Annotated in this window: 23 protein-coding genes and 1 pseudogene; 9 read left to right on the forward strand and 15 right to left on the reverse strand. The window is 64.2% G+C overall.

The window, feature by feature from the left end:
• Positions 1 to 10: 10 nt before the first annotated feature.
• The 3 genes from lysA to argH form a co-directional block, all read right to left on the reverse strand.
• Entirely contained in the window at positions 11 to 1,279 is a 1,269-nt protein-coding gene (lysA, locus tag FJ974_RS07155; protein WP_140533803.1) for a diaminopimelate decarboxylase, read from the reverse strand.
• A gap of 52 nt (positions 1,280 to 1,331) precedes the next feature.
• Complete coding sequence (lptM, locus tag FJ974_RS07160) at positions 1,332 to 1,538, reverse strand: LPS translocon maturation chaperone LptM (protein ID WP_140533802.1); 207 nt, start codon at positions 1,536 to 1,538, stop codon at positions 1,332 to 1,334.
• 68 nt (positions 1,539 to 1,606) lie between these two features.
• Complete coding sequence (gene argH / locus FJ974_RS07165) at positions 1,607 to 3,007, reverse strand: argininosuccinate lyase (RefSeq protein WP_140533801.1); 1,401 nt, start codon at positions 3,005 to 3,007, stop codon at positions 1,607 to 1,609.
• A gap of 35 nt (positions 3,008 to 3,042) precedes the next feature.
• On the opposite strand from argH, the gene tlpA reads away from it, so the two are divergent.
• Positions 3,043 to 3,732, forward strand: coding sequence for a thiol:disulfide interchange protein TlpA (tlpA, locus tag FJ974_RS07170; RefSeq protein ID WP_140533800.1), 690 nt, complete (start codon positions 3,043 to 3,045; stop codon positions 3,730 to 3,732).
• Here the strand turns inward: tlpA and FJ974_RS07175 are convergent.
• A complete protein-coding gene (locus FJ974_RS07175) occupies positions 3,724 to 6,165 on the reverse strand; it encodes an EAL domain-containing protein (protein WP_140533799.1) in 2,442 nt (813 codons plus the stop codon). The two genes, tlpA and FJ974_RS07175, sit on opposite strands and share 9 nt — an antisense overlap.
• Before the next feature lie 363 nt (positions 6,166 to 6,528).
• A complete protein-coding gene (locus tag FJ974_RS07180; RefSeq protein ID WP_140533798.1) occupies positions 6,529 to 7,569 on the reverse strand; it encodes an endonuclease/exonuclease/phosphatase family protein in 1,041 nt (346 codons plus the stop codon).
• A gap of 239 nt (positions 7,570 to 7,808) precedes the next feature.
• On the opposite strand from FJ974_RS07180, the gene FJ974_RS07185 reads away from it, so the two are divergent.
• From FJ974_RS07185 to FJ974_RS07205, 5 genes are all read left to right on the forward strand, one after another.
• Positions 7,809 to 9,161 (forward strand): extracellular solute-binding protein, encoded by a 1,353-nt coding sequence (locus tag FJ974_RS07185; RefSeq protein WP_140533797.1) that lies wholly within the window; start codon positions 7,809 to 7,811, stop codon positions 9,159 to 9,161.
• A 90-nt stretch (positions 9,162 to 9,251) separates the two neighbouring features.
• Positions 9,252 to 10,136 carry a carbohydrate ABC transporter permease gene (locus FJ974_RS07190; RefSeq protein WP_140533796.1) on the forward strand — a complete coding sequence of 295 codons (885 nt, stop codon included), beginning with the start codon at positions 9,252 to 9,254 and terminating at the stop codon, positions 10,134 to 10,136.
• A gap of 7 nt (positions 10,137 to 10,143) precedes the next feature.
• A complete protein-coding gene (locus tag FJ974_RS07195) occupies positions 10,144 to 11,058 on the forward strand; it encodes an ABC transporter permease subunit (protein WP_140533795.1) in 915 nt (304 codons plus the stop codon).
• 12 nt (positions 11,059 to 11,070) lie between these two features.
• A complete protein-coding gene (ugpC, locus tag FJ974_RS07200; RefSeq protein WP_140533794.1) occupies positions 11,071 to 12,171 on the forward strand; it encodes a sn-glycerol-3-phosphate ABC transporter ATP-binding protein UgpC in 1,101 nt (366 codons plus the stop codon).
• An 80-nt stretch (positions 12,172 to 12,251) separates the two neighbouring features.
• The gene (locus tag FJ974_RS07205) at positions 12,252 to 13,049 is read left to right on the forward strand and encodes a phosphodiesterase (protein ID WP_140533793.1); all 798 of its coding nucleotides are present in this window, start codon (positions 12,252 to 12,254) and stop codon (positions 13,047 to 13,049) included.
• A gap of 9 nt (positions 13,050 to 13,058) precedes the next feature.
• On the opposite strand, the gene FJ974_RS07210 is transcribed toward FJ974_RS07205, so the two are convergent.
• From FJ974_RS07210 to FJ974_RS07220, 3 genes are all read right to left on the reverse strand, one after another.
• Complete coding sequence (locus FJ974_RS07210; RefSeq protein ID WP_140533792.1) at positions 13,059 to 14,141, reverse strand: ABC transporter ATP-binding protein; 1,083 nt, start codon at positions 14,139 to 14,141, stop codon at positions 13,059 to 13,061.
• Positions 14,138 to 15,712: an ABC transporter permease gene (locus FJ974_RS07215; protein ID WP_140533791.1), complete on the reverse strand. Its 1,575-nt coding sequence runs from the start codon at positions 15,710 to 15,712 to the stop codon at positions 14,138 to 14,140. The genes FJ974_RS07210 and FJ974_RS07215 overlap by 4 nt, the downstream gene beginning before the upstream one ends.
• Positions 15,713 to 15,876: 164 nt before the next feature.
• Entirely contained in the window at positions 15,877 to 16,884 is a 1,008-nt protein-coding gene (locus tag FJ974_RS07220) for an iron ABC transporter substrate-binding protein (RefSeq protein ID WP_140533790.1), read from the reverse strand.
• Positions 16,885 to 17,087: 203 nt separating this feature from the next.
• Between FJ974_RS07220 and FJ974_RS07225 the strand changes: the two genes are divergently transcribed.
• The 3 genes from FJ974_RS07225 (at position 17,088) to FJ974_RS07235 (ending at position 20,367) form a co-directional block, all read left to right on the forward strand.
• A complete protein-coding gene (locus FJ974_RS07225; protein WP_140533789.1) occupies positions 17,088 to 17,624 on the forward strand; it encodes a sigma-70 family RNA polymerase sigma factor in 537 nt (178 codons plus the stop codon).
• Between the two features lies 1 nt (position 17,625).
• Entirely contained in the window at positions 17,626 to 18,264 is a 639-nt protein-coding gene (locus tag FJ974_RS07230; RefSeq protein WP_140533788.1) for an NrsF family protein, read from the forward strand.
• 198 nt (positions 18,265 to 18,462) lie between these two features.
• Entirely contained in the window at positions 18,463 to 20,367 is a 1,905-nt protein-coding gene (locus tag FJ974_RS07235) for a PAS domain S-box protein (RefSeq protein WP_140533787.1), read from the forward strand.
• A gap of 23 nt (positions 20,368 to 20,390) precedes the next feature.
• Here FJ974_RS07235 and FJ974_RS07240 read toward each other — a convergent pair whose 3' ends face one another.
• From FJ974_RS07240 to FJ974_RS07270, 7 genes and pseudogenes are all read right to left on the reverse strand, one after another.
• Positions 20,391 to 21,269 (reverse strand): 3-hydroxybutyryl-CoA dehydrogenase, encoded by an 879-nt coding sequence (locus FJ974_RS07240; protein ID WP_140533786.1) that lies wholly within the window; start codon positions 21,267 to 21,269, stop codon positions 20,391 to 20,393.
• A 269-nt stretch (positions 21,270 to 21,538) separates the two neighbouring features.
• Positions 21,539 to 22,468 (reverse strand): electron transfer flavoprotein subunit alpha/FixB family protein, encoded by a 930-nt coding sequence (locus FJ974_RS07245; protein ID WP_140533785.1) that lies wholly within the window; start codon positions 22,466 to 22,468, stop codon positions 21,539 to 21,541.
• A 158-nt stretch (positions 22,469 to 22,626) separates the two neighbouring features.
• Positions 22,627 to 23,376 carry an electron transfer flavoprotein subunit beta/FixA family protein gene (locus FJ974_RS07250; RefSeq protein WP_140533784.1) on the reverse strand — a complete coding sequence of 250 codons (750 nt, stop codon included), beginning with the start codon at positions 23,374 to 23,376 and terminating at the stop codon, positions 22,627 to 22,629.
• Between the two features lie 163 nt (positions 23,377 to 23,539).
• The gene (locus FJ974_RS07255; protein ID WP_140533783.1) at positions 23,540 to 24,349 is read right to left on the reverse strand and encodes a rhomboid family intramembrane serine protease; all 810 of its coding nucleotides are present in this window, start codon (positions 24,347 to 24,349) and stop codon (positions 23,540 to 23,542) included.
• A gap of 21 nt (positions 24,350 to 24,370) precedes the next feature.
• Positions 24,371 to 24,952, reverse strand: a complete 582-nt coding sequence (locus tag FJ974_RS07260; RefSeq protein WP_140533782.1) for a cob(I)yrinic acid a,c-diamide adenosyltransferase — start codon at positions 24,950 to 24,952, stop codon at positions 24,371 to 24,373.
• A gap of 17 nt (positions 24,953 to 24,969) precedes the next feature.
• Entirely contained in the window at positions 24,970 to 25,161 is a 192-nt protein-coding gene (locus tag FJ974_RS07265) for a twin transmembrane helix small protein (RefSeq protein WP_140533781.1), read from the reverse strand.
• Positions 25,162 to 25,185: 24 nt separating this feature from the next.
• Positions 25,186 to 26,051: pseudogene (locus FJ974_RS07270) on the reverse strand (SDR family oxidoreductase).
• Positions 26,052 to 26,086 lie beyond the last annotated feature (35 nt).

The raw sequence follows: 26,086 nt of genomic DNA on the forward strand, positions 1-26,086 counted from the left end.
CCGGGCGCTGCTACTTCAGCCAGTCCGGCAAAGAGTCGAGCCCGATCAGCTCGTCGTAGGTCTGGCGCGGCCGCACGACGTGAAAACGGTCGCCGTCGACCAGCACTTCCGGCACCAGCAGACGGGTGTTGTAGGTGCCGGACTGCACCGCGCCATAGGCGCCGGCGGTGGCGATGGCGATGAGGTCGCGGGCCTTCAGCCGCGGCAGGTCGCGGTCGAGGCCGAGATAGTCTCCGGTCTCGCAGACGGGTCCGACGACATCAACCTTCATGCGCGGCATCGCTGAGGGCGGCTGCACCACCGGCCGGATGTCATGGAAAGCGTCATAGAGCGTCGGCCGGATGAGATCGTTCATGGCGGCGTCGACGACAAGAAAGTTCTTGGCATCGCCTTCCTTCACGAAGATGACTTCCGAGACCAGGATGCCGGCATTGCCGACGATCAGCCGGCCGGGCTCGAACATCACCTTCAGGCCAAGCCTGGTGACATGCTTCCTGACGAGCGCGGCATAGGCGTCGGGCAGCGGCGGCGGGCTGTTGTCGAGCCGGTAAGGGATGCCGAGGCCGCCGCCAAGATCGATATGGTCGATGGCGTGGCCGTCGGCGCGCAGCACGCCGACCAGTTCGGCAAGCAGCGCGAAGGCGTCGTCGAAGGGCTGCAACTCGGTGATCTGGCTGCCGATATGGGTGTCGATGCCGGTCACCTTGATGCCCGGCAATTCCGCCGCGCGGGCGTAGACCTGGCGGGCTCGCTGCCAGGCAATGCCGAACTTGTTCTCGGCCTTGCCGGTGGAGATCTTCTTGTGCGTCCTGGCATCGACGTCCGGATTGATGCGCAGCGAGATCGGCGCCACCTTGCCGAGCGTCGTCGCGCGGGCCGACAGCAGTTCGAGCTCCGGCTCGGATTCGACGTTGAAGCAGAGGATGCCGGCGGCCAGCGCAAAGTCCATCTCGCGCGCGGTCTTGCCGACGCCCGAAAACAGGATCTTGTCGGCCGGAATGCCGGCTGCGAGCGCGCGGCGCAATTCGCCTTCCGACACCACGTCGGCGCCGGCGCCTTGCCTGGCAAGCGTCCTTAGCACGGCCTGGTTGGAATTCGCCTTCATGGCATAGCAGACCAGCGTATCGAGCCCGGCAAAGGCCTCCCTGAAGACGCGGAAATGCCTGGTCAGCGTCGCCGTCGAATAGCAGTAGAACGGCGTGCCGACCTGCGCTGCGATATCGGGGATCGCCACGTCCTCGGCGTGCAGCACGCCGTCCCGGTAGTCGAAATGGTTCACGGCAAACGGTTCCGGGAAATTGGAGCGACGAGATCGACCGATCTCATCGGCACTAGAGTAAGGGATCGAGAATGAATTTCTTGTCCTTGACCGGTTTTTGCGGTTCGGGCGGCAGCGGCTGCTTGGCCTTCTCCGCATCCTTGCGGGCCTGGACAGCCGCCTCATAAGGCGTGTCGAGGCCGCCCTTCCTGCCGCAGGCGGTGACGGTGACAACCGCCGCCAGCAGCGCGAGCGTCACCAAAATCCTGCTTCCGGTCATCGATTCATCCGTCCGAACTGTTTTCGTGCCGCCGCTTTTAGCCGAGTTTTCGGCGCATTGCACCTAACTCACGCCTTGGCCAGGCGCTTTTTCCAATAGCGTATCTGCTTCCTCACTTCAGACGGCGCGGTGCCGCCGAAGCTTACCCGGCTCTTGACCGAATTCTGCACCGCAAGCACCGAGAAGATGCCGTCGGTGATGCCGGGATGGATCGACTGCAATTCTTCCAGCGAGAGCCTGTCCAGCCCGACCTTCTTTTCCTCGGCAAGCGCCACGGCGCGGCCGGTGACGTGATGGGCCTCGCGGAAGGGCAGGTCCAGATTGCGCACCAGCCAGTCGGCGAGGTCGGTGGCGGTGGCATGGCCGGCGCCGGCGGCCTTCTTCATGGCAGCGGCGTTCACGGCCATGTCGCGCACCATGCCGGTGGTCGCCGCCAGCATCAGGTCCAGCGTCTCGGCGGCGTCGAAGACCGATTCCTTGTCTTCCTGCATGTCCTTGCCGTAGGTCAGCGGCATGCCCTTCATCACCGTCAGCAGGCCGACGAGATGGCCGTTGATGCGGCCGGTCTTGCCGCGCACCAGTTCGGCGGCATCCGGATTCTTCTTCTGCGGCATGATCGAGGAACCGGTGGAGAAGGAATCCGACAGCCGGACGAAGCCGAATTGCGGCGTCGACCAGATGATGATCTCCTCGGCCAGGCGCGACAGATGCGTGGCGCAGATCGCGGCAAGGCCGAGAAATTCGAGGGCGAAGTCGCGGTCCGATACGCTGTCCAGGGAATTGCGCATCGGCTCGCGGAAGCCGAGCGCCTTCGCCGTCTGGTGGCGGTCGATGGCGAAGCTGGTGCCGGCCAGCGCAGCGGCGCCCAGCGGGCTTTCATCCATTCGCTCGATGGCGTCGCGGACACGCGAGAGATCGCGCCCAAACATCTCGACATAGGCCATGCAATGATGGCCGAAGGTCACCGGCTGCGCGGCCTGCATATGGGTGAAGCCGGGCATCACCGTCGCGGCGTGTTCCTCGGCGCGCTCGAGGAAGGCGGCGATCAATCCCTTCAGCGCCTCGGCGACGCGCAGGCATTCCTCCTTGACCCAGAGGCGCAGGTCGACCGCCACCTGGTCGTTGCGCGAGCGGGCGGTGTGCAGGCGGCCGGCCGGCGGGCCGATCAGGTCGGCAAGGCGGGCCTCGACATTCATGTGGATGTCTTCCAGCCGCGTCGAGAATTCGAATGTACCGGCCTCGATCTCTTTCAGAATCGTGTTCAGCCCGTGAGCGATTTTTTCTTGATCGGCTGCCGAAATAATGCCCGTTTGCGCCAACATCTCACTGTGGGCGATCGACCCGCGGATATCCTGTGCGTAGAGTTTGCGGTCGAACGCAATCGACGCGTTGATCGCTTCCATGATCGCGGCCGGACCCGAGGCAAAACGTCCGCCCCACATCTGGTTGCTGGCCTTCTTGTCGCTCATCGCTATAACCCGTGCTCCGGAGCAGTTTTAGAAAAATGGCAGACGGCAATAGATTCTTTTTTCCGGCGACGCGCCTCGTCCTCGCCGCCCTGGCGGCGGGCGTGCTGGCCGGCGCGGTCGCGGTATATGTCAGCGAGAGCGGTTATGGCAACAAGGCTCCGGACAAGGTTGCCGCCACCGGCAGCAAGGACGATGTCGCCTGCGAGGCCAAGGCCGAGCGAGCCAGGCAGGTCGCCGCCAAAGCCGTCGGCCAGGTCGCGGCGTTGCAGCCGGCGGATCCGCCGCAATCGCTGAAGGGCCTCGCCTTCAACGGTCCCGACGGCAAGCCGATGACCATCGCCGATCACGCCGGCAAGACGGTGCTGCTCAATCTGTGGGCGACATGGTGCGCCCCCTGCCGCGCCGAAATGCCGGCCCTTGACGCCCTGCAGAAGGAAAAAGGCAGCAACGCCTTCGAGGTCGTCGCGGTCAATGTCGACACCGGCGACGACGCCAAGCCGAAGAAATTCCTCAAGGACATCGGCGTCGAAAAGCTCGGCTACTACCGCGACCCGACCATCGGCCTGTTCAACGAGGTCAAGACGCGCGGCCTGGCGCTCGGCCTGCCGGTGACGATGCTGATCGACAGCGAAGGCTGCCTGATCGCGCATATGAACGGCCCGGCCGGATGGTCGAGCCCGGACGCCAAGCGGCTGGTGGAAGCCGCGCTTACCCCCTCAGGCTGAGCGCAGCGCCGCGGCAGGTTCCAGCATCAGGATGCTGGAGCCACGCTGCCCGGCGTCGTTGTCGTCCGCCGACGCCGGCACGCCGGTCAGATCGCTGAACCCCTCGATCGGGCCGGGCCTGCCGAGGTAAAAACCTTGCCCGATCTCGCAGGCCTCGGCATCGAGGAAGCGCAGTTCGTCCACCGTCTCGACGCCTTCAGCGAGCACCGGCAGGCCGAGCCCGCGGCCCAGCCCCAGCACGGCGCGCACAATGGCCGCGACCTGGCCGTTCCTGTCGACCGATTTGATGAAAGAGCCGTCGATCTTGATCTTGTCGAAGGGAAAGGCGCGCAAATTGGACAGCGAGGAGTAGCCGGTGCCGAAGTCGTCCATGGCAACGTGCACGCCAAGCGCCTTGACCTGGCGCAAGGTGGACAGGGCGCGCGGCATGTCCTTGATCAGCGCCGTCTCGGTGATCTCAAGCTCCAGCCGGCCCGGCGCCAGGCCGGATCGCAGCAGGACTTCATGCACCTTGCGGCTGAAATTCGGATTGTGGAGCTGCACTGCCGAGACATTGACCGCGACCATCAGCGGGTTCTTCCAGCGGGCGGCCTCCTCGCAGGCCGTCGCCAGCACCCATTCGCCGATATGCATGATGGCGCCGCTGTCCTCGGCAACCGGGATGAAGACAGTGGGCGATATGTCGCCATGCTGCGGATGCCGCCAGCGGATCAGCGCCTCGAAGCCGACCATCCTGCCGCTGCTGATCTCCTTCTGCGGCTGGTAGACGAGCCGAAACTCGCCGCGCGCCACCGCCTGGCGCAAATCGTGCTCCATGGCGCGCCGGTCGCGCGCCTCCGCACCCATGGAGGCTTCGAAATAGCGATAGGTGTCCTTGCCCTCGGCCTTGGCGCGGTAAAGCGCGGTATCGGCATGGCTGATGAGCGCCGCCTGGTTGTCGGCGTCAAGCGGATAGAGCGCGATGCCGATGCTGGCTGAAACCAGGGCCTCGCCGGGCGACTGGCGGTCCTCTTCGCGCAAGACGGAAAGCACCGCCTCAGCGATGCGGCTGGCGGCCTGCGGGTCGGGAAGGTTCGGCGCGATGATGGCGAATTCGTCGCCACCGAGACGCGCCAGCATCTGCCCCTGACGAAGCACGCTTGAGGCGCGATGCGCCACCTTCTGCAGCACGGCATCGCCGGCGGCATGGCCGAAGAGATCGTTCACCTCCTTGAAGCGGTCGAGATCGAGAAGCATGAGCGCGAGCTGCCCATCCTTGCCGCCTGGACCCGCGGCTGCGATGTCGGCTTCAAGCCGACCGGTGAAGCTGCGGCGGTTGGCAAGCCCGGTGAGCGGATCGAAATGCGCCAGCCGCAGGATCTCCTGCTCGGCCTTCTTGCGCTCGCGGATGTCGCGGACGGCGACAACGTCGTGCGGCTTGCCGCAATAGTCGATGCTTCGGGCGATCAATTCGACGGGAATCCGGGTTCCGTCCCGGCTTCGCAGCTCGACTTCCTGCGCCTGGCCATTGCTGCCGGCGATGCCGTTAGCGGTACGCTCGCCGAAAAGGTCGCCAAGCATCATCGTGTTCAACGTGCCGGCGGCGATGCCGCTTAAAGTCGCGATGCTGTCATTGGCGCTGACGATGCGGTTGCCATCGCAGACGATAAGCCCTTCCACCGCGGCATTGGCCAAGCCGTGCATGCGCTCGGCCTCGACCCTGTGGCGGCGGAAGCGCAGATCGATCCAGAGTGCCGCCGCCGAGAGCACAAGGATGACGAGGCTGACGGCGGCGACGGCGAAGGCCTGTGACATCGGCTCGATCGTGTGTCGGGATATCACTATCGAAGAGTCCGGATAGATCGAGACCGCGGCCATGGCGATGAAATGCAGGCCGCAGATCGCCAGCGTCAGCAGCGCGGTGCCACCGATTGTGGCCTGAAGAGACGGGCGGCGCAGCACTACGAGAAGCGCCATCGCCGCGAAAAAGGCGCCTGCCACGATGGAGGCCGCGACCAGCAGCAGGTTCCATTCGACCCGTCCTTCCACCTCGAAGGCCGCCATGCCGACATAGTGCATGGCGGTGATGCCGCCGCCGAGGACGGCGCCGCCGACAAGACAATGATCGATGCTGCCGCGCATGGTGGAGATCCACATCCCGGCGGCGGTCAAGGCGACGGCCGCGGCAAGCGAAAGCGCGGACAATTCAGCATTGTAGGCGTTCGGTATTCCCGGTGAAAACGCCAGCATCGCGATGAAATGCGTTGCCCAGATGCCAAATCCGGTCGATGTGGCGGCAATCATCAGCCAGGCAAAACGGTTTCGGTCGGTAGATCGGCTGACGTGGCGAAGGAGGTTGACTGCTGAAAACGAAGAAATTCCGCAAATCAGCGCCGCCAATGCGACCAGTCTCAGGTCGTGCTCATGCACGATGCAATTGTAGACCGTCAACATCCTGTTTCACCGATCTAATCGAAATAAACAAGGAATTCGTTGTTGTTTAGCGCCTGGAAGTTAAAGAAACGCTTAGTGGAGCTGCGACTTCGACGCAACTTCAACGCGCTTTTTTAAAGCCGAAGTTGAAAAGATCGGACTGTGCTGCTCGAGTCAGGCGCATGGCTGCAGTAAGCCACAAGCATGGCTGCCGGTATGCGCGTGTTGTGCCTAAGGTGTGTTGATATTCAGGTGAGACCGGCCTGCAAATGACGGTTTCCTGCGCTTCCGGTGCTCACGTACTGAAATGTACGCTCCGCTCCGGTTTTCGGAAGCCGCCATTTTCGGCTCGGCCTGACCTGAATCTCAACACACCGCAAAGCGTCAAGCGACGCGGACCGTTACAACAATCGCGTCATGGTCCGAGCTCGGACTGCCATCCGGCAACAAAGCCGGCAAGGTTGCCGGCGCGCTGGCCACGAGGCCGCGGTTGAAGAACCAGTCGATGCGGCCGACAGGCGTCGGATCACCAGCCGCCCGCCGCTGTGTCGGCTGGTCGAGGGTGTTGGCGGCCCGCCAGTCATAGCCTCGCCCGGCGAGCACGGTGAACAAAGGCTCGTGGCGCTCGGGGCGGATCAGCCGGTCCGGTTCGGCCGCGATCAGCGCCTGCCACACGGCCGGATCGTCATGGCGTTCCCCATGGGTGGCGGTCAGCGTGTTGACGTCGCCGCCGATCAGCACCGGCGCCTGCGCATCGTATTTATCGATGGCGTCGAGGAGATGGCGCGTCTGGTCGGCCCGCCCGACAGGGTTGGTGCGGTTTTCCAGATGCACTGAAACAACGGTCACCCGGCGATCACCGACCATCAGCTGGCCGCCGATCGCCATGCGGCCGCCAATGCGCGGCTGGCCGTGTTCCGGCAGGAACCAGGCGCCGGCGGCATCCAGGCGAATGAGGAAAGGGCGAAGCAACGGAACAGCGCTGGTTATGGCGTTGCCGTGAAAGCCTTCCGCGTTCTCGGATTTGCCTGTCGCTGCCTGTTCCGCCTCGTTGCCGGTGCCGAGCTCGAGGAACTCGACGCCATAGGCGAAGGCATGGCCAAGCCTGTCGGCAAGCCGGCTCAGGAGATGGCTATTGCCGGAGCGGGCCATGCCCTTGTCGACCTCGGACAACAGCACAACGTCCGGCGCCCGGCCGGCGATCGTTGCGGCGATGGCATCGACATGACGAAGCCGCTCGACGTTCCAGGCCATGACGGTAAGGGTCTCGCCGGCGGACTCGCGGGACGCCTTGCCGCCGATCTCGATCTCGCCAAGCGCGGGCATCGCGGCCGCGAGGCGCAGATGGGTGGCGCTGTCACGCGGTCCATCGTGCATTGCCTTGCGGTCAGCGACAGGCACATGTGTAAGCTGCGGGACCAGCATGTCTTCCTACCCAGTTAGCCGGTTAATCACAGGAGGTCTTTTCAACGCTTCCAGTTGCCCTAGCTTCCTAGAGCGCCGATGTGACGTTTTCATGCCGGCGTGACCGCTGCGGGGAGGGAGAGACTGGCTGTCCACAGGGCGTCAAGGGCCACAACAGAACTGTCACATACCTTCTCTATGAGAGCGGGCAAGGACTTGCGCAAAACCCTTGTCAAACTGCCACTCAAGAGGGAAAAATCATGACGATCATCAAGCGGGGCCTTAGCGCCCTTGCCGCAGGCGCGCTCAGCACCGCGCTTGCGGTTCCTGCTTTTGCAGAGCCGGTTAAGTTCGATTTCTGGTTCGGCCTTTCGGGCGACCTCGCCCGCGTCGTCGATACGCTGTGCAAGAACTTCAACGCCTCGCAGTCCGATTATGAAGTGGTCTGCACCAGTCAGGGCAATTACGATGCCACGCTGCAGAACACTATCGCCGCCTTCCGCGCCGGCAAGCAGCCGACCGTCGTCCAGGTCTACGACGTCGGCACCGCCACGATGATGCTGTCGGGAGCCTACAAGCCGGCCGACAAGCTGATGGAGGAAAACGGCTACAAGATCGACTACAGCGACTATTTCCCCGGCATCGCCCGCTACTATGCGACGTCGAAGGGCGAGATGCTGTCCTTCCCGTTCAACTCGTCGACGGCGCTGATGTACTGGAACAAGGACGCCTTCGCCAAGATCGGCAAGACCGAGGCGCCCAAGACCTGGGAAGACGTCGGCGCCGACCTCAAGGCGCTGAAGGACGCCGGCTATGATTGCCCGATGGCGATCAACATCTCGGGCAACGAAAGCTGGCAGCTGATGGAGCAGTTCTCGGCCATCCACAACCAGCCGATCGCCACCAAGAACAATGGTTACGACGGCCTCGACGCCCGCCTGGAAATGAACAAGACCAAGTTCGTCCAGTACGTCACCGACCTCAAGAAGTGGTATGACGCCGGCCTCATCAAGATCAAGTCGAAGGATCTCGGCCAGGACATGGTGCAGGCCTTCGCGACCGGCACCTGCCAGGTCATCATGACCTCGGTCGGCGACCACGGCACGGTCGGAAAGACTCAGAAGGAAGGCATGAACTGGGATGTCGCCGAACTGCCGGTCTACGCCGGCACCGAGCGCAAGAACTCGCTGGTCGGCGGCGCCTCGCTATGGGTGCTCTCCGGCAAGTCGGACGCGGAGTACAAAGGTGCCGCGGCTTTCCTCAACTTCATCCACGACCCCAAGACCGCTTTGTTCTGGTCGACCAATACCGGCTATATCCCGGTTACGAAGTCGGGTTTCGAATACATGAAGGCCAACGGCTTCTACGATAAGGCGCCTTTCAAGGGCCGTGAAACGGCGATCGCCAGCCTGACCGCCTCGGAGCCGACCGAAATCACCCGCGGCATCCGGCTGGGCAATTTCACCCAGATTCGCGCCGAGTTCGGCACGCAGATGCAGGCGATCTTCGCCAACAAGGTCAGCGTGCAGGAAGGCATCGACAACCTGGTCAAGAACGGCAACGCGATCCTCGACCGCTTCCAGCAGACCTATCCGAACAAGACGCTGCCCTAAAGCATCGACAATTCATGGCCGTCCGCCGATAAATGGCGGGCGGCCATTTCATGTTCTCAGGGCTGGTCGTTGGACGGCTTCGGCGGATCGATGGAAAAACGCGTCACTTTCGGCAAATGGACGATCGGCATCCTGTTCGCGGTGCCGCAGCTGCTCCTGATCTTCACCTTCTTCTACTGGCCGGCCGGACAGGCGGTCTACTGGTCGCTGACGCTGCAGCAGCCGTGGGGCGGCGGCAACATCTGGGTCGGCCTCGACAATTTCCGCTCGATACTCTCCAACGCCGACTATTGGAATTCGATCACCGCCAGCCTGATCTTTGCAGGCATCAGCACCGGCCTCGCCATGATCATCGCGCTGGTGCTGGCGGCGCTGACCGATCGCCAGCTTGCCGGCTCGCGGCTCTACCGCGTCGTGCTGATCTGGCCCTACGGCATCGCCGCCCCGGCGCTGGCGATGGCCTTCCGCTTCATCCTGGCGCCGGAAGCCGGCTTCATGGCCGTCGTCAACCAGTTCTGGCCGGGCTTCTGGGATCCGGGCCTCGACGGCGCCGACGCGATGGCATCGATCATCGTCGCCTTCTCGTGGAAATATGTCGGCTATAATTTCATCTTCTTCCTCGCCGCCTTCCAGGCCATTCCGCGCTCGCTGATCGAGGCCGCGGCAATGGACGGCTCCGGTATCATCAGGCGCTTCCGCGACATCCAGTTTCCGCTGATCACGCCGACGATCTTCTTCCTTCTGGTCATCAACATCACCGAAAGCTTCCAGGATTCCTTCGGCATCGTCGACATCATGACTTCGGGCGGGCCGGCGAACGCCACCAATCTGATGGTCTACAAGATCTATTCGGACGGTTTCAGAGGCCTCGATTATTCGGGCGCCGCCGCGCAGAGCATCATCCTGATGCTGCTCATTATCCTGCTCACCATCTTCCAGTTCCGCTTCATCGAGCGGCGCGTGCATTATCGTTGAGGCGGACATGGTCGAGCGCACCCCGATCCTCAATTTCCTGACGCATCTGATCCTGTTCGCCGGCTTCATTTTCTGCGTGGCGCCGTTCGTCATCGTGGCGGTCGCCGCCTCGCACAATCTGAAGGATGTCAACGACGTGCCGATGTCGCTGCTGCCCGGCAGCGACTTCTGGCTCAACATGAAGACCGCCTGGACGACGGCTGACCTTGGCCCGAAGCTGTTCAACAGCTTCGTCATGGCCGCCGGCGTCGCCGCCGGCAAAGTGATCATCTCGGCGCTGACCGCCTTCTCGATCGTCTATTTCCGCTATCCCGGCCGCATGTTCATCTTCTGGCTGATCTTCGTCACGCTGATGCTGCCGCTCGAAGTGCGCATCGTGCCGACCTATGCGGTGGTCGCCAACGTGCTGTCGCCCTACCAGGCGATCATGGATGTGACCGGGCTTTCCTGGCTGATCGAGAAGGTGTCGGGCGTGCAGGTCCAGCTCAGCCTGGGGCTGCTCAATTCCTACACCGGCCTGATCATGCCGCTGATCGCCACGGCCACGGGCACCTTCCTCTACCGCCAGTTCTTTCTGACGGTGCCGGACGAGCTCACCGAGGCCGCCCGCATGGACGGCGCCGGCGCGCTGCGCTTCTTCATCGACATTCTCCTGCCGCTGTCGCGCAACAACATGGCGGCGCTCGGCACCATCATGTTCCTGTGGGCCTGGAACCAGTATCTATGGCCGCTGCTGATCACCACCGACGCCAGCCACGCCACCGCGGTGACGGAGCTCAAGCAGCTCATCCCCAATGTCGGAGGCGCACCGGAATGGCATATCGCCATGGCCGGCACGCTGATCGTCATGCTGCCGCCGCTGCTCGTCGTGGTGCTGATGCAGCGCTGGTTCGTGCGCGGCCTGATCGCCACCGAAAAATAAGGAGACGGGACATTGGCCTCCATCACCATTCGCGACGTCAAGAAGAGCTACGCCAAGATGCAGGTCGTGCATGGCGTCGATCTCGACATCAAGTCGGGCGAATTCGTCGTCATCCTCGGCCCGTCGGGTTGCGGCAAGTCCACGCTGCTGCGCATGATCGCCGGGCTGGAGGACATCTCAGGCGGCACGATCGCCATCGACGGCACGGTCGTCAACAAGCTCGAGCCGCGCGAGCGCGGCTGCGCCATGGTGTTCCAGAACTACGCGCTCTATCCGCATATGAGCGTCGCCCAGAATATCGGCTATTCGCTGAAGGTGGCCGGCGTTGCCGCCGCCGAACGCACCCGGCGCATCCAGGCGGTCGCGCGCATCCTGGAGCTCGAACACCTGCTCGACCGCAAGCCGATGGCGCTCTCCGGCGGCCAGCGCCAGCGCGTCGCCATGGGCCGCGCCATGATCCGCGAGCCCAAGGTCTTCCTCTTCGACGAGCCGCTCTCCAATCTCGACGCCAAGCTGCGCGTGCAGATGCGCTCGGAAATCCGCAAGCTGCACCGCAGGCTGAACGCCACCTCGGTCTTCGTCACCCATGACCAGGTCGAGGCGATGACGCTCGCCGACCGCCTGGTGGTGATGAATGGCGGCCGCGTCGAGCAGGTCGGCACGCCGGCCGAAGTCTACAGCCGGCCGGCAAGCCGCTTCGTGGCGACCTTCGTCGGCGCGCCGGCCATGAACATGCTCGAGGGGACCGTCACGCTGGAAGGGCTGTCGCTGCTGGGCGACAGCCATAAGCTCAATGTCTCGCGCACCGGTCTCCCCGTCGGCTCGAAGGTGGCGGTGGGCATCCGGCCGGAGGCCGTGCGCATGGTCGCATCCGGCACGCCGGGAGCGCTCGACGCCACCGTCGACCTAGTCGAGGAACTGGGCGCGGGCCGGGTCGTCTATGTCGATCTCGACGGCGCGCCGTTCTCGGTGGTGACCGCGGAGACCGTCCACCCTGCACCAGGAAGCACGGTTGGCCTGCAGTTCGCGGAGAAGGATCTGCATTTCTTCTCCTCCGAGACAGGCAGTCGCCTCGACGTGTTCAAGGCTTCGGTGCCGCTTCCCGCCCACTGATCGCCGTGGCCTTCCGCCATCTCATTCCTGCCCGGTCCGGGCATTCAGCAAATTCCCTGCCGGCCGAAGAAGGACACGCCATGAAGATCATCCAGGTCACCGACGTGCATCTTGGCCGGCGGGGCGAGCTACGCTATGGCGCGGACCTGCATGAGCGGCTCGACCGCTGCATCGACCATATCAATGCCCGCCACGGCGACGCCGCGCTTTGCGTCTTCACCGGCGATCTGACCGAATCTGGCGACGCCCAGAGCTATGCCGACCTGAAATCGGCGCTGGGTAGGCTCTCCGTACCTTACCGGCTGCTTCCCGGAAACCACGACCGGCGCGCCAACCTGATCGCCGCCTTTCCCGAAAACCCCGCCGACGGGAACGGCTTCGTGCAATCGGTCTTCGACACGCCGGAAGGGCGGCTCGTTTTCCTCGACAGCCTGGCGGAAGGCCGCGTCACCGGCGAATTGTCCGACGACCGGCTCGTCTGGCTCGATACGCAGCTCGGCGAGGCTGCCGGCAAGGCCGTCTATCTCTTCCTGCATCATCCGCCGGTCGAGCTTGGTCTGTCGCTGCTCGATCCGCTCGGCCTCGAACAGCCGCACCGGCTGCTCGACCTGCTGACGCACCACGGCAATGTCCGCTGCATCTTCTTCGGCCATGTCCATCGCGACATAGCCGGCACCGTCGCCGGCATCCCGTTCTCGGCGCAGCGCGGCCTGCATGCCCGTTTCATGCTCGATCTCATCGGCGACGAGATGGTCGAGCAGGCGCCGCCCGCCTATTCGATCATCCTGATCGACGGTGCCCGCGTCGTCATCCACAGCTGCGATTTTCTGGAAGAATGGCCGCTCTGGTCGCCGGCGACCGGTGAGCGGGCACGTTAGAGAAAGCCATCAGGCGAAGACATGCGCCTTGCCGGAGACGGTAAGGCGCACGATCTCGCCGATGGCCGGGGCGTCCATGCCGGTCTTGCGCAGGATGAGCGGCGTGTTGCCGATCGCCGCCGCATCCGGCGGATCCGGGCTGTTGAGCAGCCGCACCGCGATAGTGCAGACGGAACCCGCGAATTCGGATCCCGTCACTTCGCCGAACAGCATGTCGGGCGTGCCCGACATGCCCTCGCGCGAGGTACGCTTCAGCAGCACCTGCTCGGGCCGCAGCATGATGCGGGCGACATCGCGCCGCTCAGCCGTGTCGACGGCGATGCGGCCGAGCGGCGAAATGGCAAAACCGCCGGCGATCTTGGCCGGCAGTATGATCGCGTCGCCGAGGAATTCGGCGACCATCCTGTCCCTGGGCTGGAAATAAAGCTCGCGCGGCGTGCCGACCTGCGAGAACAGGCCGTCTCGCATCACCGCGACCTGGCTGGCGAAGGACAGCGCCTCGGCCTGGTCGTGGGTGACCAGGATGGTGGTGATTCCGGCCGTTTCCAAAAGCTCGGCCACCGCCTTGCGCATCGAGGCGCGCAAGCCGGTATCGAGCGCCGAGAACGGCTCGTCGAGCAGCATCAGCCTGGGTTTCATCGCCATGGCGCGGGCAAGCGCGACGCGCTGCTGCTGGCCGCCGGAGAGCTCGTGCGGGCGGCGTTTCAGGACCGCCTTGTCGAGCCCGACGATATAGGCGAGCTCAACGATGCGCTCGGCGCGGGCCTCTTCATGGCGCGCCATCCCGAAACCGATGTTGTCGGCGATGGTCAGATGCGGAAACAGGGCGCCGTCCTGGGCCACCACGCCGATGCCGCGGCGATGCGCCGGCACAGCATGGCCGCCATTGGCGAGTACCTGGCCGTCGAGCATGATGCGGCCGCGATCCGGCGCTTCAAAACCGGCGATCAGCCTGAGCAAGGTGGTCTTGCCGCAGCCGGACGGCCCGACGATCGCGGTGCGGCTACCGCTTTCGACGGTAAGGTCGACGCCGGCAAGTGCCGCCACCTTGCCGTAATACTTCGCCACGTCGTTGAGTTCGAGGAAGCTCATCGTCCGGCCATCCGCTTCGACTGGACGTAGAGCATCAAGGTGAGCGGCAGCGACATCGCCACCATGATCAGGGCGTAAGGTGCGGCGGAGGCATAGTCGATCTCGCCGCTATAGGACCAGAACGCCATTGCCAGCGTGCGGGTGCCGTTCGGTGCCAGCATCTGGGTGGCGGTCAACTCGTTGGTGATGCCAAGCGCCACCATCGCCATGCCGGCCGCTGCGCCCGGCGCCGACAGCCGGATGGTCGTCGACCACAGCGCCTTGAGCGGCGGCCTGCCGAGGCTGGAGGCGGCGCGTTCGAGCTCCACCGGGGCCTGCGCGATCGAGGCGCGCAGGCTGACCAGGGCGCGCGGCAAAAACATCAGCGCGTAGCCGAAAAGGATGGTGAAGAGCGTCTGATAGAGCGGCAAGGCGATGCGCACGGTTATGGTGACCAGCGCCAGCGCCGTCACCACGCCCGGCAGCGCGCCGACGATGTAATTGCAGCCCTCGAGCAGGCGCTGCAGAGGTCCAGGCGCGCGGATCGACACCCAGGCCATCGGCATGGCGGCGACGGTGGCAAGCAGCGCGCCGGCGATGGCCAGGAACAGCGTCTGGCCGAGCGCCAGGCCGATCTCGTCCATGCGCCAGACGTCGGCGCCGCCGGCCAGCAGCCAGCGGCCGACGGTGACGAAGGGCACGCCCAGCGTCAGCAGCGCGACGGCGGCAGGCAGCAACAGGCAAGGCAGCGCGGCGCGGCCGAGGCGGGTGCGCTGCTGCAGGCGCGCAGCGCCCGAGCCGACCCTGGCGTAGCGCTCCTCGCCGCGCACGATGACCTCTACGCCGAGCAGTACGAAGCAGCAAGCGACCAGCACGGCGGCGAGCATGTTTGCGGCCGGGCCGTTGAAGGTCGACTGGAACTGGTCGACGATCGCCGTGGTGAAGGTATCGAAGCGGATGAAGACATAAAGTCCGTATTCGGCGAGCAGATGCAGGCCGACCAGCAGCGAGCCGCCACAAATGGCAAGCCGAAGCTGCGGCAGCACAACGCGCGCGAAAACGCGCCACGGGCCAAGCCCAAGCGCGGCGGCGGCATCCTCCAGCGCCGGGTCGAGCCGGCGCAGCGCGGCGGCGATCGGCAGATAGAGGAACGGGAAGTAGGCGATGACAGAGACCAGCACGCCGGCCCAAAGCCCATGCAGGCCGGGCACCAGGCTGATCCAGGCATAGCTATGGACGAAGGCGGGAATGGCGAGCGGCGCAACCGACAACCAGGACCAGAGCCGGTTGCCGGGCAGGTCGCTGCGCTCGGTCAGCCAAGCCAGCGCCACCGACAGCACGATGGCGGTCGGAACGGCGACGACGATGAGCAGAACGGTGTTGACCAGAAGCTCGCCGACGCGCGGCCGGAAGATCAGCGCCACCACGGTGTCCCAGCCGGCCTGGATGGCTGTCCAGACGATGAAGGCAAGCGGCAGCAAGGCAATCAGCGACACCAGGGCGGCGACAAGCAGGATCCACGATATGGATCGGCTCTGCCGCCGACCAGCGGCCGGAAGGTTCGAGCGTGCGAGGTCGACCGCCGATTGCATCAGGCGGGCCACCGCCTCGCAGCCGCCGATCGGCGGCTGCGGTCTGATGAGCCAGAAACGCAGCTGGTCGTCATCGACGAAGCCATCTCCAAAAACAAAGCGCTCCCGCGGAAGGCGAATTCCGGCGGGAGCACGGTCGGTTGCCCTTTTAGGACGAACGCGGACTAAAGCAAGCCGGCTTGCGTCATCAGGTCAATGACCTTCTTGGAGTTCAGCGTCGCCGGATCGACCTTCGGCGCCTGCAAATCGGCCAGCGGCACCAGCTTCGGGTTGGACCCGGCACCCTTGCCGACCGCATATTCATAGGATGTGCCGGTCTTCAGCACTTCCTGGCCGCCCTTGCCAGTGACCCATTTCAGGAACGCCTGCGCTTCCTTCTGATGCTTGCTCGAGGCAAGCACGCCACCGCCGGAGATCGATAGGAATGCGCCCGGATCCTGGTTCTTGAAATAGTGCTGCCCGATGTTCTTGCTGTTCTCGCCGGTCTTGGCCTGGTCGCCGAAATAGTAATAGTGGAAGATCACGCCGCCATCGATCTCGCCGGCATTGACTGCCTTCATTACCGTATTGTTGCCCTTGTATGCGGTGGAGTTCTCCTTCATCGCCTTCAGCCAGGCGGCCGTCGCGGCCTCGCCCTTCAGCTGAAGCATTGCGCTGACAATGGCCTGAAAATCGGCGCCTGCCGGCGAGGCAGCCCAACGACCCTTCCAGCTCGGATCGGCGAGGTCGAGAAGCGACTTGGGCAACTGGTCTTCCTTCAGCTTGTCCTTGTTGTAGACAAAGACGGTGCTGCGGGCGGCGACGCCCACCCATTTGCCGGTCGAAGGTTGGTATTCCTGCGGCACCTGCGCCAGCGTGTCGGCGTCGACCGGCGCGAACAGGCCCGCTGCTTCGACAAGCGCCATGGCCGGCGAATTCTCGGTCAGGAAGACATCGGCCGGCGAGGCGGCGCCCTCGGCGACGATCTGGTTGGAGAAGTCACTGTCGCCGCCGTTGCGCAGCGTGACCTTGATGCCGGTTTCCTTGGTGAAGCCTTTCGCCCATTCCTTGGCGAGGCTCTCATGCTGGGCGTTGTAGACGATGATGCCGGCATCCGCTGCCATGGCTGGGCCGGCGATCAGGCCGAACGCCAGCACCACGGCGCCGGCAAGGGTGGAAATGGCAAGTTTCATGGGGCATCATCCTCAATCTGGAGACAGGGGTTCGGGCACGGACGCCACCTATAAATACCTGATTGGCATAGTCAACATTATGCGCTGCTTCAATTGGTCGCCCGCGCAAACTTTCGTGATTTTCCGGCACTTTGGCTTGGACATTATTTCGCCGGCCACGTAACAAACCAGGGCCGAGAAGCGAACATCGGGGGTGAACTCTTGTGACCGGCAAGGACCAGGCCGAGCTCTCCCGGCTGCTCAGAGCCGCAATCGCTGGAGATGAAAGGGCTTATGCCGACTTTCTGCACCGGATAGCTGCTCTCGTTCGCGGCTTTGTCCGGCGCAAGATTGTGCAGGGCGGGGTCGACCCCGAGGATGTCGTGCAGGAAACCTTGCTGGCCATTCACGTGAAACGGCACACCTGGCGTGTCGATGCGCCGGTTTTGCCGTGGGTCTACGCCATCGCCCGCTTCAAGCTGATCGACGCGTTCCGCAGGCGTGGACGGCGCATCGAGGTCGAGATCGACCAGATCGCCGACACTTTCGCCGAGCCGGAAGCCGAGACGGTCAGCGAGCGCGACATCGGCCGGGCTCTCGACGGCTTGCCGCCGGCGCAGCGCTCGGTGGTCGCGGCGATTTCGGTCGATGGCCGCTCAATCGGCGAGACGGCGGCGAAGCTCGGTGTCAGCGAGACGGCCGTGCGCGTGTCGCTGCATCGCGGCCTAGCCGCGATCGCGAAACGATTCGGGCGACCGTGATATGAAAACCGAGGAGCTCATCAAGGCGCTCGACGCCGATGCCCGCAACAAGGCGATGCCACTGGGCAAGGCCTGGTGGCTGGCCATCGGCGTGGCGGCGGTGATCGCGGCTGTGGTCTTCTGGCTGACCATCGGCCCGCGCCCCGACATCATGCCGGCCATGCATACGATGCGTTTCATGTCGAAATTCGTCTTCACGCTTGTGCTCGCCGCCAGCGCCTTCGCGCTCGTGCGGGCCCTGTCGACGCCTGGCGCCGCGACGCGGCGCAGAATGGTCTGGATGATCGCCGCACCGCTTCTGGTCGTGTTGGCAGTGGTTCTGGAACTCTTCGTCGTGCCCGAGGCCGATTGGGGCAGGCGGCTGGTCGGCACCAATTGGTACATCTGCATGAGTTTCATCCCGCTGATCGGCATCGGCCCGCTGGCGATATTCCTCGGCATGCTGCGTTACGGCGCGCCGACACGGCCGGTGCTGGCCGGCGCGGTTGCGGGGCTTCTGGCGGGCGGGCTGGCTGCGACCTTCTATGCCGCGCACTGTTTTGACGATTCGCCGCTGTTCGTCGCCACCTGGTACACGATTGCCATTGCCTTCCTCGCCTTGCTCGGCGCGCTCGGCGGGCGATTTTTCGTCCGCTGGTAGGACTGCAAACCGATCCTTAATCATGCCGGTAATTGTTTGCCGGTTAGCGGTGCGGTCGCGTCCTTCCACGCAACCATTCCTTAAAATCGATCCGCCAGGGTTGAGCAACGCAAAGTTGCGCGTTGGGGGGTGGATCGCATTGTGGCGTGGTTGAATTGGAAAGGTGCGCGGGCCGGCAAGCGCGCTGTGCCCGTCTTGATGGCAGCAGGGCTCGTTACCCTGACTGCATCGATCCTGTTGCCGGCGCTGGAACTCGGCTCGGACGCGCTGAAGGTCTGCCTGCAGATATCCGTCGCCGTCACGGCCGTCACGCTGTTTGTCTCGGCGCTGTTCATCCGGAAGATCATCGACGACCGTCGCCAGATTGCCGAGAGCGAGCAACGCTTCCGCCGGGCTATGGAGGATTCGGCGATCGGCGTCGCCATCGTCGGCCTCGATGGCCGGATCCTTCAGGCCAATGCCGCCTTCGCCGCCATGCTCGGCTATAGCCGCGAGGAAATCGAGGCGCTGACCTTCTTCCAGATCACCCACGCCGACGACCTTGAGATCGGTCGGGAGACGATGACGGGTATCAAGGACGGCAAGATCCACTCCTTCCATTTCGAGAAGCGCTATCTGAGGAAGGATGGAACGCCTGTCTGGGCGCAGCTTGCCGGCTCGGTCATACGTGAAGAGGAGAGCGGCAAACCGCTTTATCTCGTCTCGCAGATCGAGGACATCGACGCGCGCAAGCAATCCGAAGCGCGCATCGCCGAGGCCGAAACCCGCTGGAACTTTGCGCTCACCAGCGCCGGGCAAGGCGTCTGGGACCTCGACATGCGCAAGGGCGGCACGACCTATTCCGAAACCTGGGTGAACATGCTGGGCTATGACGAGGGCGAGCTGGACGGCGACCCCGACCTTTGGCTGACGATGATCCACCCCGACGATTACCAGCTCGTCGCCGAAGCGGACAGGGCGCATCTTGCCGGCGAAACACCGTTCTTCGAAGCCGAGTTCCGGATGCGCCACAAGGACGGCCACTGGATCTGGATTCTCGACCGTGGCAAGGCGATCGAATGCGATGCCGACGGCCGGCTGATCCGGGCCATCGGCAGCCTGACCGACATCACCCAGCGCAAGGAAGCGGAGGCGCGCCTCATGGTATCGGCGGCAATGCTCGCCGACGAGAAGGAGCGGCTCAGGGTGACGTTGCAGTCGATCGGCGACGCGGTCATCTGCACCGACGCCGCCAACCACGTCACCTTCATGAATCCGGTTGCCGAAAAGCTGACCGGCGTTGCCGCCGGCGAGGCGCTAGGCAAAATGCTCGGCCATATCTACTGGGCGGTCGACGAGGAGACCGGCCAAAGGATCGGCCTTTCGCGGCCTTCAGCCGGCGACCGCCCTCATTGCGAGCACAACAGCCGCGCCGTTCTCATACGGCGCGACGACACACGCTGCAGCATCCGCCAGATGGTGTCGCCGATCATGAACGACCGGCACGAGTTCTGCGGGCTGGTCATCGTCTTCCAGGATTTCACCGACGCTCGCGCCTTGCAGCGTCAGTTGGCTTACGCCGCGGCCCATGACGCGCTGACCGGGCTCGCCAACCGCTCGAGCTTCATGCGCACCATGGAGGAGCTGGTCGATCAGAGCCGCCTTGATGGCAGCGAGCACCAGTTCATGTTCGTCGACCTCGATCATTTCAAGACGGTCAACGACACCGGCGGCCATGCCGCCGGCGATGCGCTGCTGAAGCGGGTCGGCGATGCCATCCGCGACATCCTTGGCTCCGAGGACATCGTCGCGCGCCTTGGCGGCGACGAGTTCGCCGTCATCCTGAAGTCGGGCTTGCCGGCGAGGGGAGCGGTCGCGGCACGCTCAATCATCGATGCCATCCGCAATTTGAACTTCAGCTGGGATGGCCGCCTTTATACGATCGGCGCGAGCATCGGGCTGGCTCCGATCCGCGCCGGCTGCGGCGAGGTGGACGAAATCATCGCCCGCGCCGACGCCGCCTGCTATGCCGCCAAGGCGGCCGGCCGCGGCTGCGTTTCGGCAGCGCCGGATGAAGACGGTAAGAGCGAGATGACCGCCCCACCGCTTGCCGCCGCGTCCTGAGCGTCGGTCGCGACGAGTCAAAGTTAGCGCGTCGGCACCGGATGGTCGCCGCGATAGTCGTAGAAGCCGCGGCCCGTCTTGCGGCCGAGCCAGCCGGCCTCGACATATTTGACCAGCAGCGGGCAGGGACGGTACTTCGAATCCGATAGGCCCTCATGCAGCACCTGCATGATCGACAGGCAAGTGTCGAGGCCGATGAAATCGGCTAGCTGCAGCGGTCCCATCGGATGGTTGGCGCCGAGCCGCATGGCAGTATCGATGGCATCGACCGTGCCGACGCCTTCGTAGAGCGTGTAGATCGCCTCGTTGATCATCGGCAAAAGGATGCGGTTGACGATGAAGGCCGGGAAGTCCTCGGAGACGGTGATCGTCTTGTCGAGCTGCTTCACATATGTCTTGGCCGCCTCGAAGGTCTGGTCCTCGGTGGCGATGCCGCGCACCAGCTCGACCAGCTTCATCACCGGCACCGGGTTCATGAAATGTATGCCGATGAAGCGTTCCGGCCGGTCGGTCTGGGCTGCGAGCCTCGTGATCGAGATCGACGAGGTGTTGGTCGCCAGGATCGCTTCCGGATTGAGCTGCGGACAGAGCTGGGCGTAGATCTTGCGCTTGACCGTCTCGTCCTCGGTCGCCGCCTCGATCACCAGATCGGCGGCGGCGAGATCGGCCATCGCTGATGCCGCCGAGATGCGCGCCATCGCCTCGTTGCGCGCCTTCTCCTCGAGCTTGCCGGAGCCGACCTGGCGGGCCATGTTGCCGCTGACGGTGGCGATGCCCTTTTCGATGCGGTCGGACGAGACGTCGTGGATAAGAACCTTGTAGCCGGCCAACGCCGAGACATGGGCGATGCCGCCCCCCATCTGGCCAGCGCCGACAATGCCGATCGTCTCGATCTTGCTCATACCCCGATCCCGTCCGGAGCATCTCCGCTTCTCGCAAAGCGAAAACGCTCTCATCTTTTGTTTCCGCAATTCCGCGCGCAAATCACTGCGCACCTTTCCTGGAATTGCATCCTTTGTTAGTCGCAATTCCGAACGGAAAACCGCCACGCACTTTTCCTGGAATTGCTTTCAAGCCTTAGCGGCCTGCTTTTTGTGCAGTGCAAACTAAAAGGGCGGGGCGACTTCGTCTACCCCACCCTTCAGATTTTAGTATGCCTTGGCTGGGCGCGTCAAAGCGCCTTTTGCAGCTCCGGCAGGATGACGAAGAGATCGCCGACAAGACCGTAATCGGCAACCTGGAAGATCGGCGCCTCCTCATCCTTGTTGATGGCGACGATGACCTTGGAATCCTTCATGCCGGCGAGGTGCTGGATGGCGCCGGAAATGCCGACGGCGATGTAGAGGTCGGGCGCGACCACCTTGCCGGTCTGGCCGACCTGCCAGTCGTTCGGCGCATAGCCGGCGTCGACCGCGGCTCGGCTTGCGCCGACGGCGGCGCCGAGCTTGTCGGCCACCGGCAGGATCACCTCCTGGAACTTCTCCGACGAGCCCAGCGCGCGCCCGCCCGAGATGATGATCTTGGCTGAAGTCAGCTCCGGACGATCGGTCTCCGACAGCCTGTTCTCGACGAAGGACGACAGGCCTGGATCGGCCGCCGCCTGAACCGTCTCGACCGCGGCCGAGCCGCCCTCGGGTGCTGCCTGGAAGGAAGCGGTTCGCACCGTGATCACCTTCCTGGCGTCGCTCGACTGCACGGTCTGGATGGCGTTGCCGGCATAGATCGGACGCTTGAAGGTATCGGGCGAGACCACTTCGATGATCTCCGACACCTGGGCGACATCGAGCAGTGCCGCGACGCGCGGCGCGACGTTCTTGCCCGACGAGGTGGCCGGCGCGATGATCGTGTCATAGGCGCCGGCGAGCGAGACCACCAGCGCGGCGGTCGGCTCGGCCAGGCGCTCGGCGAGCTCGTCCGCCTCGGCCAGCAGCACCTTGCGCACGCCCTTCAGCCTGGCGGCGGCATCGGCCGCGCCCTTGGCGCCCTTACCGGCGACCAGCACGTCGACCTCCGAGCCGATCTGAAGCGCCGCCGACAGCGCCTTTGCGGTCTGGTCGGAAAGGGTTGCGTTGTCGTGTTCGGCGATGAGAAGAATTGCCATCTGTCTGATCCCTGACTTTCGTCTTCGAGGCTCCCTGAAATCCGGTCAGGCCGAGCCGAAAACGGTTGGTTTCGAGAACCGGAGCGGAGCGTACATCTGTACGTGAGCACCGGAAGCGCAGAAGCCAGCCGTTTGCAGGCCGGCCTCATCGGATTTCCTTAGAGTACGCCGGCTTCGTTCTTGAGCTTCTCGACCAGCTCGGCCACCGACTTCACCTTGACGCCCGCCTTGCGGCCGCCGGGCTCCTCGGTCTTGATCACCTTCAGCCGCGGCTTGACATCGGCGCCGTAGTCGGCCGGGCTCTTCTCGTCGAGCGGCTTCTTCTTGGCCTTCATGATGTTGGGCAGGGAAGCATAGCGCGGCTGGTTGAGGCGAAGGTCGGCGGTCACGATCACCGGCATCTTCAGATCCACCGTCTGCAGGCCGCCATCGACCTCGCGCGTCACCTTGGCATGATCGCCCTCGATGACGACCTTCGAGGCAAACGTCCCTTGCGCCCAACCGAGCAGCGCCGCCAGCATCTGGCCGGTCTGGTTGGAATCATCGTCGATCGCCTGCTTGCCGAGGATGACGAGACCAGGCTTCTCGGCGTCCACCACGCCTTTCAACACCTTGGCGACACCCAGCGGCTCGGTCTGCTCGTCGGTCTTGACCAGGATGGCGCGGTCGGCGCCCATGGCGAGCGCGGTGCGCAGCGTCTCCTGCGCCTGCTGCGGGCCGATCGAGACGACGATGATCTCTTCCGCCTTGCCGGCTTCCTTGATGCGGATCGCTTCCTCGACCGCGATCTCGTCGAAAGGGTTCATCGCCATCTTGACGTTGGCGAGCTCGACACCCAGTCCGTCGGCCTTGACGCGTACCTTGACGTTCGCATCCACAACCCGCTTCACGGGCACAAGGATTTTCATTTTCCTGTCACCTCTCCTGAGATAGTCGGGCGCGCTATAGCAGCGTGCGCCTTGTCAGAGTTGTCGAAAGCCGACATTCCGGGCGGAATATTCGTCCAACGGTAGCGTTTCCGTAGTGGCGGCAATCCGGCGCGTCAATATCCCAAGACGCATCCAAATCGGTTCAGTCCTTGGATGCTGCTGCTCCACGGCCCCATTGCGGCGCCGGCTGTGCGGAGGTCCCATCATTGGCAGGCGGCTCGACGGGAATGGGCGGCTGCCGGACGTTCGGCGTCGGGTCAGGCTCGCCGTCGGCGCCGGCCAGCAGCGGCACGCCGCGGCTGCGCAGCACCAGCACAAGCACCGATCCCGCTATGATGCCGCCGATATGGCAGGCCCAGGAAATCTGGTCCTCGCCGCCGGCGGCAAACATCACGATCTGGAACAGGATCCACAGGATCAGCGGGATGAAGGCGGGGATGCGCAGCGGAATGCGGGCGAATGCCAGCACCCACACTTTCACTCTCGGGTAGAGGATCAGATAGGCGGCGACGACGCCGGCGATGGCGCCGGAGGCGCCGATCAGCGGCACCTGCGAATCCCAGGCCACCAACCCCTGGAAGAAGGCGCCGGCGACGGCGCAGGCGAGGTAGAAAATCAGATAGCGGATGTGGCCGAGCGCATCCTCGACATTGTCGCCGAATACCCAGAGGAACAGCATGTTGCCGCCGAGATGGAAGATATCGGCGTGCAGGAATGAATAGGTGAGATAGCTGAAGCTTTCGGGGATGACGACGAATTCGGGCGACAGCTCGACCTTGTCGTGGACCACGGAAGGGATGAAGCCGAGGCCGAGCACGGCGGCGTTGGTGAAATTCTCGCCGCCGAGCGTGGTGGCGCAAAAGACCAGCGCGTTGACCGCGATCAGGCCGATCGTCACATATTGCAGGCGGATGTGGCGCAGCCTGTTGGTATCGTAGAGCGGGATGAACATCGTGGCCTCCCGCCGTGTCCGTCAGCGGTTCTTGCCGGGCACCCATAGCACGTCGGCCTTTCCGTTGTCATTGACCGCACGGGCGGCGACGAACAGAAAGTCCGAGACTCGGTTGATGTATTTGAGCGCCTCGCGGTTGACGTGCTCGGCCGGATCCTGCGCCAGCGCCACCATGATGCGCTCGGCGCGCCGCGTCACCGTGCGGGCGAGATGGAGGGCGGCGGCCGCCGGCGTGCCGCCGTTCAGCACGAAGGATTTCAACGGCTGCAGGTCCTTGTTGAGCAGGTCGATGTCCTTTTCGACGCGGTCGGTCTGCGCGGCAACGATGCGCAAGGGCTCGTAGTCCTTCGGCTTGCCGTCATCCGGCACCGCAAGATCGGCGCCGAGATCGAAAAGATCGTTCTGGATGCGCGAAAGCATGGCGTCGATCGCCGGGTGCTCAGCGCCTGTGTAGAGGCGCGCCATGCCGATGCAGGCATTGGCTTCGTCGACCGTGCCATAGGCCTCGATGCGCAGGTCCGACTTCAGCCGCCGCTCGCCGCTACCGAGGCCGGTGGTGCCGTCGTCGCCAGTGCGGGTGTAGATTTTGTTGAGCTTGACCACCTGTCGCCCTCGACCGGTTATTTGCGCGTGAAATACACGGCCAGCAGGATCAGGGCCACCGCCACTGCCTGTAAGACAACCCGGGCCTGCATCAGTTTGTTCGAGGTGACGCCGGAGCCGCCGCGCATCATGTTGACGAGGCCGCGGATCAGCACGACGACCACGCCGGCCATGATGACCAAAGCGAGGATTTTGAAGGTGGTTGCCATGAGCTGGCTCCAGTTCGGGTTCGGTCAGGCGCGCCCGGCCAGCAGGCGGTAGAGCATCGATGAAGGCAGGATGCGCTTGAGCATCACGCCGATCCTGGCCGGCACCGTTACCACATAATGCGGCCGAGGGCGCCGCGACAGAAGCGCATGGCGCAGCGCTTTGTATACCACCTCCGGCCCGGGCTTCAGCCGCGAGACGCTGCCGCCAGCCTCGAGCCGTGCGAGCTGCGCTTGGTAGGCATCGCGATGGGCAGAATTCTCATGGTCGATGTTCTTCAGAAACCAGGGCAGGCCGTTGCTGGCGATCTTCGAGGTCACCGGACCTGGCTCGATCAGCGAGACATGGACGCCGCTGCCGGCGAGTTCCTGGCGCATGCACAGCATCAGCCCCTCGATGGCATGCTTGGACGCGGAATAGGCGCCGCGAAAGCGAACCGGGGCCAGTCCGAGGATCGAGGAGCAGTGCACGAGGCGGCCATGGCCCTGACGGCGCATGACCGGCACGATGCGCCGCGTCAGGTCGTGCCAGCCGAAGAAATTGGCCTCGAACTGCTCGCGCAATGCCTCCACCGGCAGGTCCTCGACAGCACCGGCCTGTGCGTAGGCGCCTTGTTGAACAGTGCTGACAGTGTGCCGCCGGTGCGCTGCAGTACCGCGTCGACCAGAGCGGCTATGGACTCTGGCTCGCGATAGTCGAGGTAGAAGGCTTCGATGCCGTCTGCCTCGAGTGCTGCGATGTCGGCCGGTTTGCGCGCGGTCGCAAACACGCGCCAACCCTCGGCCTTCAATGCCCGAGCGCAATGGGCGCCTATTCCGGAGGAGGCGCCGGTGACGATGACGGTGCGCAACTCTTTGGCGGCGGGGGACGTTGTCTGACCTGGGGTTGCCATTTGCCGCAATCACTTCCCATATTCGCGGCGTCGAC

It is taken from the genome of Mesorhizobium sp. B1-1-8 (genome assembly GCF_006442795.2).
Classification (GTDB): Bacteria; Pseudomonadota; Alphaproteobacteria; order Rhizobiales; family Rhizobiaceae; genus Mesorhizobium.

Bases quoted from the DNA above. Each gene is read 5' to 3' on its own strand.
- lptM (WP_140533802.1), bottom strand. From the start codon at position 1,538: ATGACCGGAAGCAGGATTTTGGTGACGCTCGCGCTGCTGGCGGCGGTT.
- argH (WP_140533801.1), bottom strand. From the start codon at position 3,007: ATGAGCGACAAGAAGGCCAGCAACCAGATGTGGGGCGGACGTTTTGCC.
- tlpA (WP_140533800.1), top strand. From the start codon at position 3,043: ATGGCAGACGGCAATAGATTCTTTTTTCCGGCGACGCGCCTCGTCCTC.
- FJ974_RS07175 (WP_140533799.1), bottom strand. From the start codon at position 6,165: ATGTTGACGGTCTACAATTGCATCGTGCATGAGCACGACCTGAGACTG.
- FJ974_RS07180 (WP_140533798.1), bottom strand. From the start codon at position 7,569: ATGCTGGTCCCGCAGCTTACACATGTGCCTGTCGCTGACCGCAAGGCA.
- FJ974_RS07185 (WP_140533797.1), top strand. From the start codon at position 7,809: ATGACGATCATCAAGCGGGGCCTTAGCGCCCTTGCCGCAGGCGCGCTC.
- FJ974_RS07190 (WP_140533796.1), top strand. From the start codon at position 9,252: ATGGAAAAACGCGTCACTTTCGGCAAATGGACGATCGGCATCCTGTTC.
- FJ974_RS07195 (WP_140533795.1), top strand. From the start codon at position 10,144: ATGGTCGAGCGCACCCCGATCCTCAATTTCCTGACGCATCTGATCCTG.
- FJ974_RS07205 (WP_140533793.1), top strand. From the start codon at position 12,252: ATGAAGATCATCCAGGTCACCGACGTGCATCTTGGCCGGCGGGGCGAG.
- FJ974_RS07210 (WP_140533792.1), bottom strand. From the start codon at position 14,141: ATGAGCTTCCTCGAACTCAACGACGTGGCGAAGTATTACGGCAAGGTG.
- FJ974_RS07215 (WP_140533791.1), bottom strand. From the start codon at position 15,712: ATGCAATCGGCGGTCGACCTCGCACGCTCGAACCTTCCGGCCGCTGGT.
- FJ974_RS07220 (WP_140533790.1), bottom strand. From the start codon at position 16,884: ATGAAACTTGCCATTTCCACCCTTGCCGGCGCCGTGGTGCTGGCGTTC.
- FJ974_RS07230 (WP_140533788.1), top strand. From the start codon at position 17,626: ATGAAAACCGAGGAGCTCATCAAGGCGCTCGACGCCGATGCCCGCAAC.
- FJ974_RS07235 (WP_140533787.1), top strand. From the start codon at position 18,463: ATGGCAGCAGGGCTCGTTACCCTGACTGCATCGATCCTGTTGCCGGCG.
- FJ974_RS07240 (WP_140533786.1), bottom strand. From the start codon at position 21,269: ATGAGCAAGATCGAGACGATCGGCATTGTCGGCGCTGGCCAGATGGGG.
- FJ974_RS07245 (WP_140533785.1), bottom strand. From the start codon at position 22,468: ATGGCAATTCTTCTCATCGCCGAACACGACAACGCAACCCTTTCCGAC.
- FJ974_RS07250 (WP_140533784.1), bottom strand. From the start codon at position 23,376: ATGAAAATCCTTGTGCCCGTGAAGCGGGTTGTGGATGCGAACGTCAAG.
- FJ974_RS07255 (WP_140533783.1), bottom strand. From the start codon at position 24,349: ATGTTCATCCCGCTCTACGATACCAACAGGCTGCGCCACATCCGCCTG.
- FJ974_RS07265 (WP_140533781.1), bottom strand. From the start codon at position 25,161: ATGGCAACCACCTTCAAAATCCTCGCTTTGGTCATCATGGCCGGCGTG.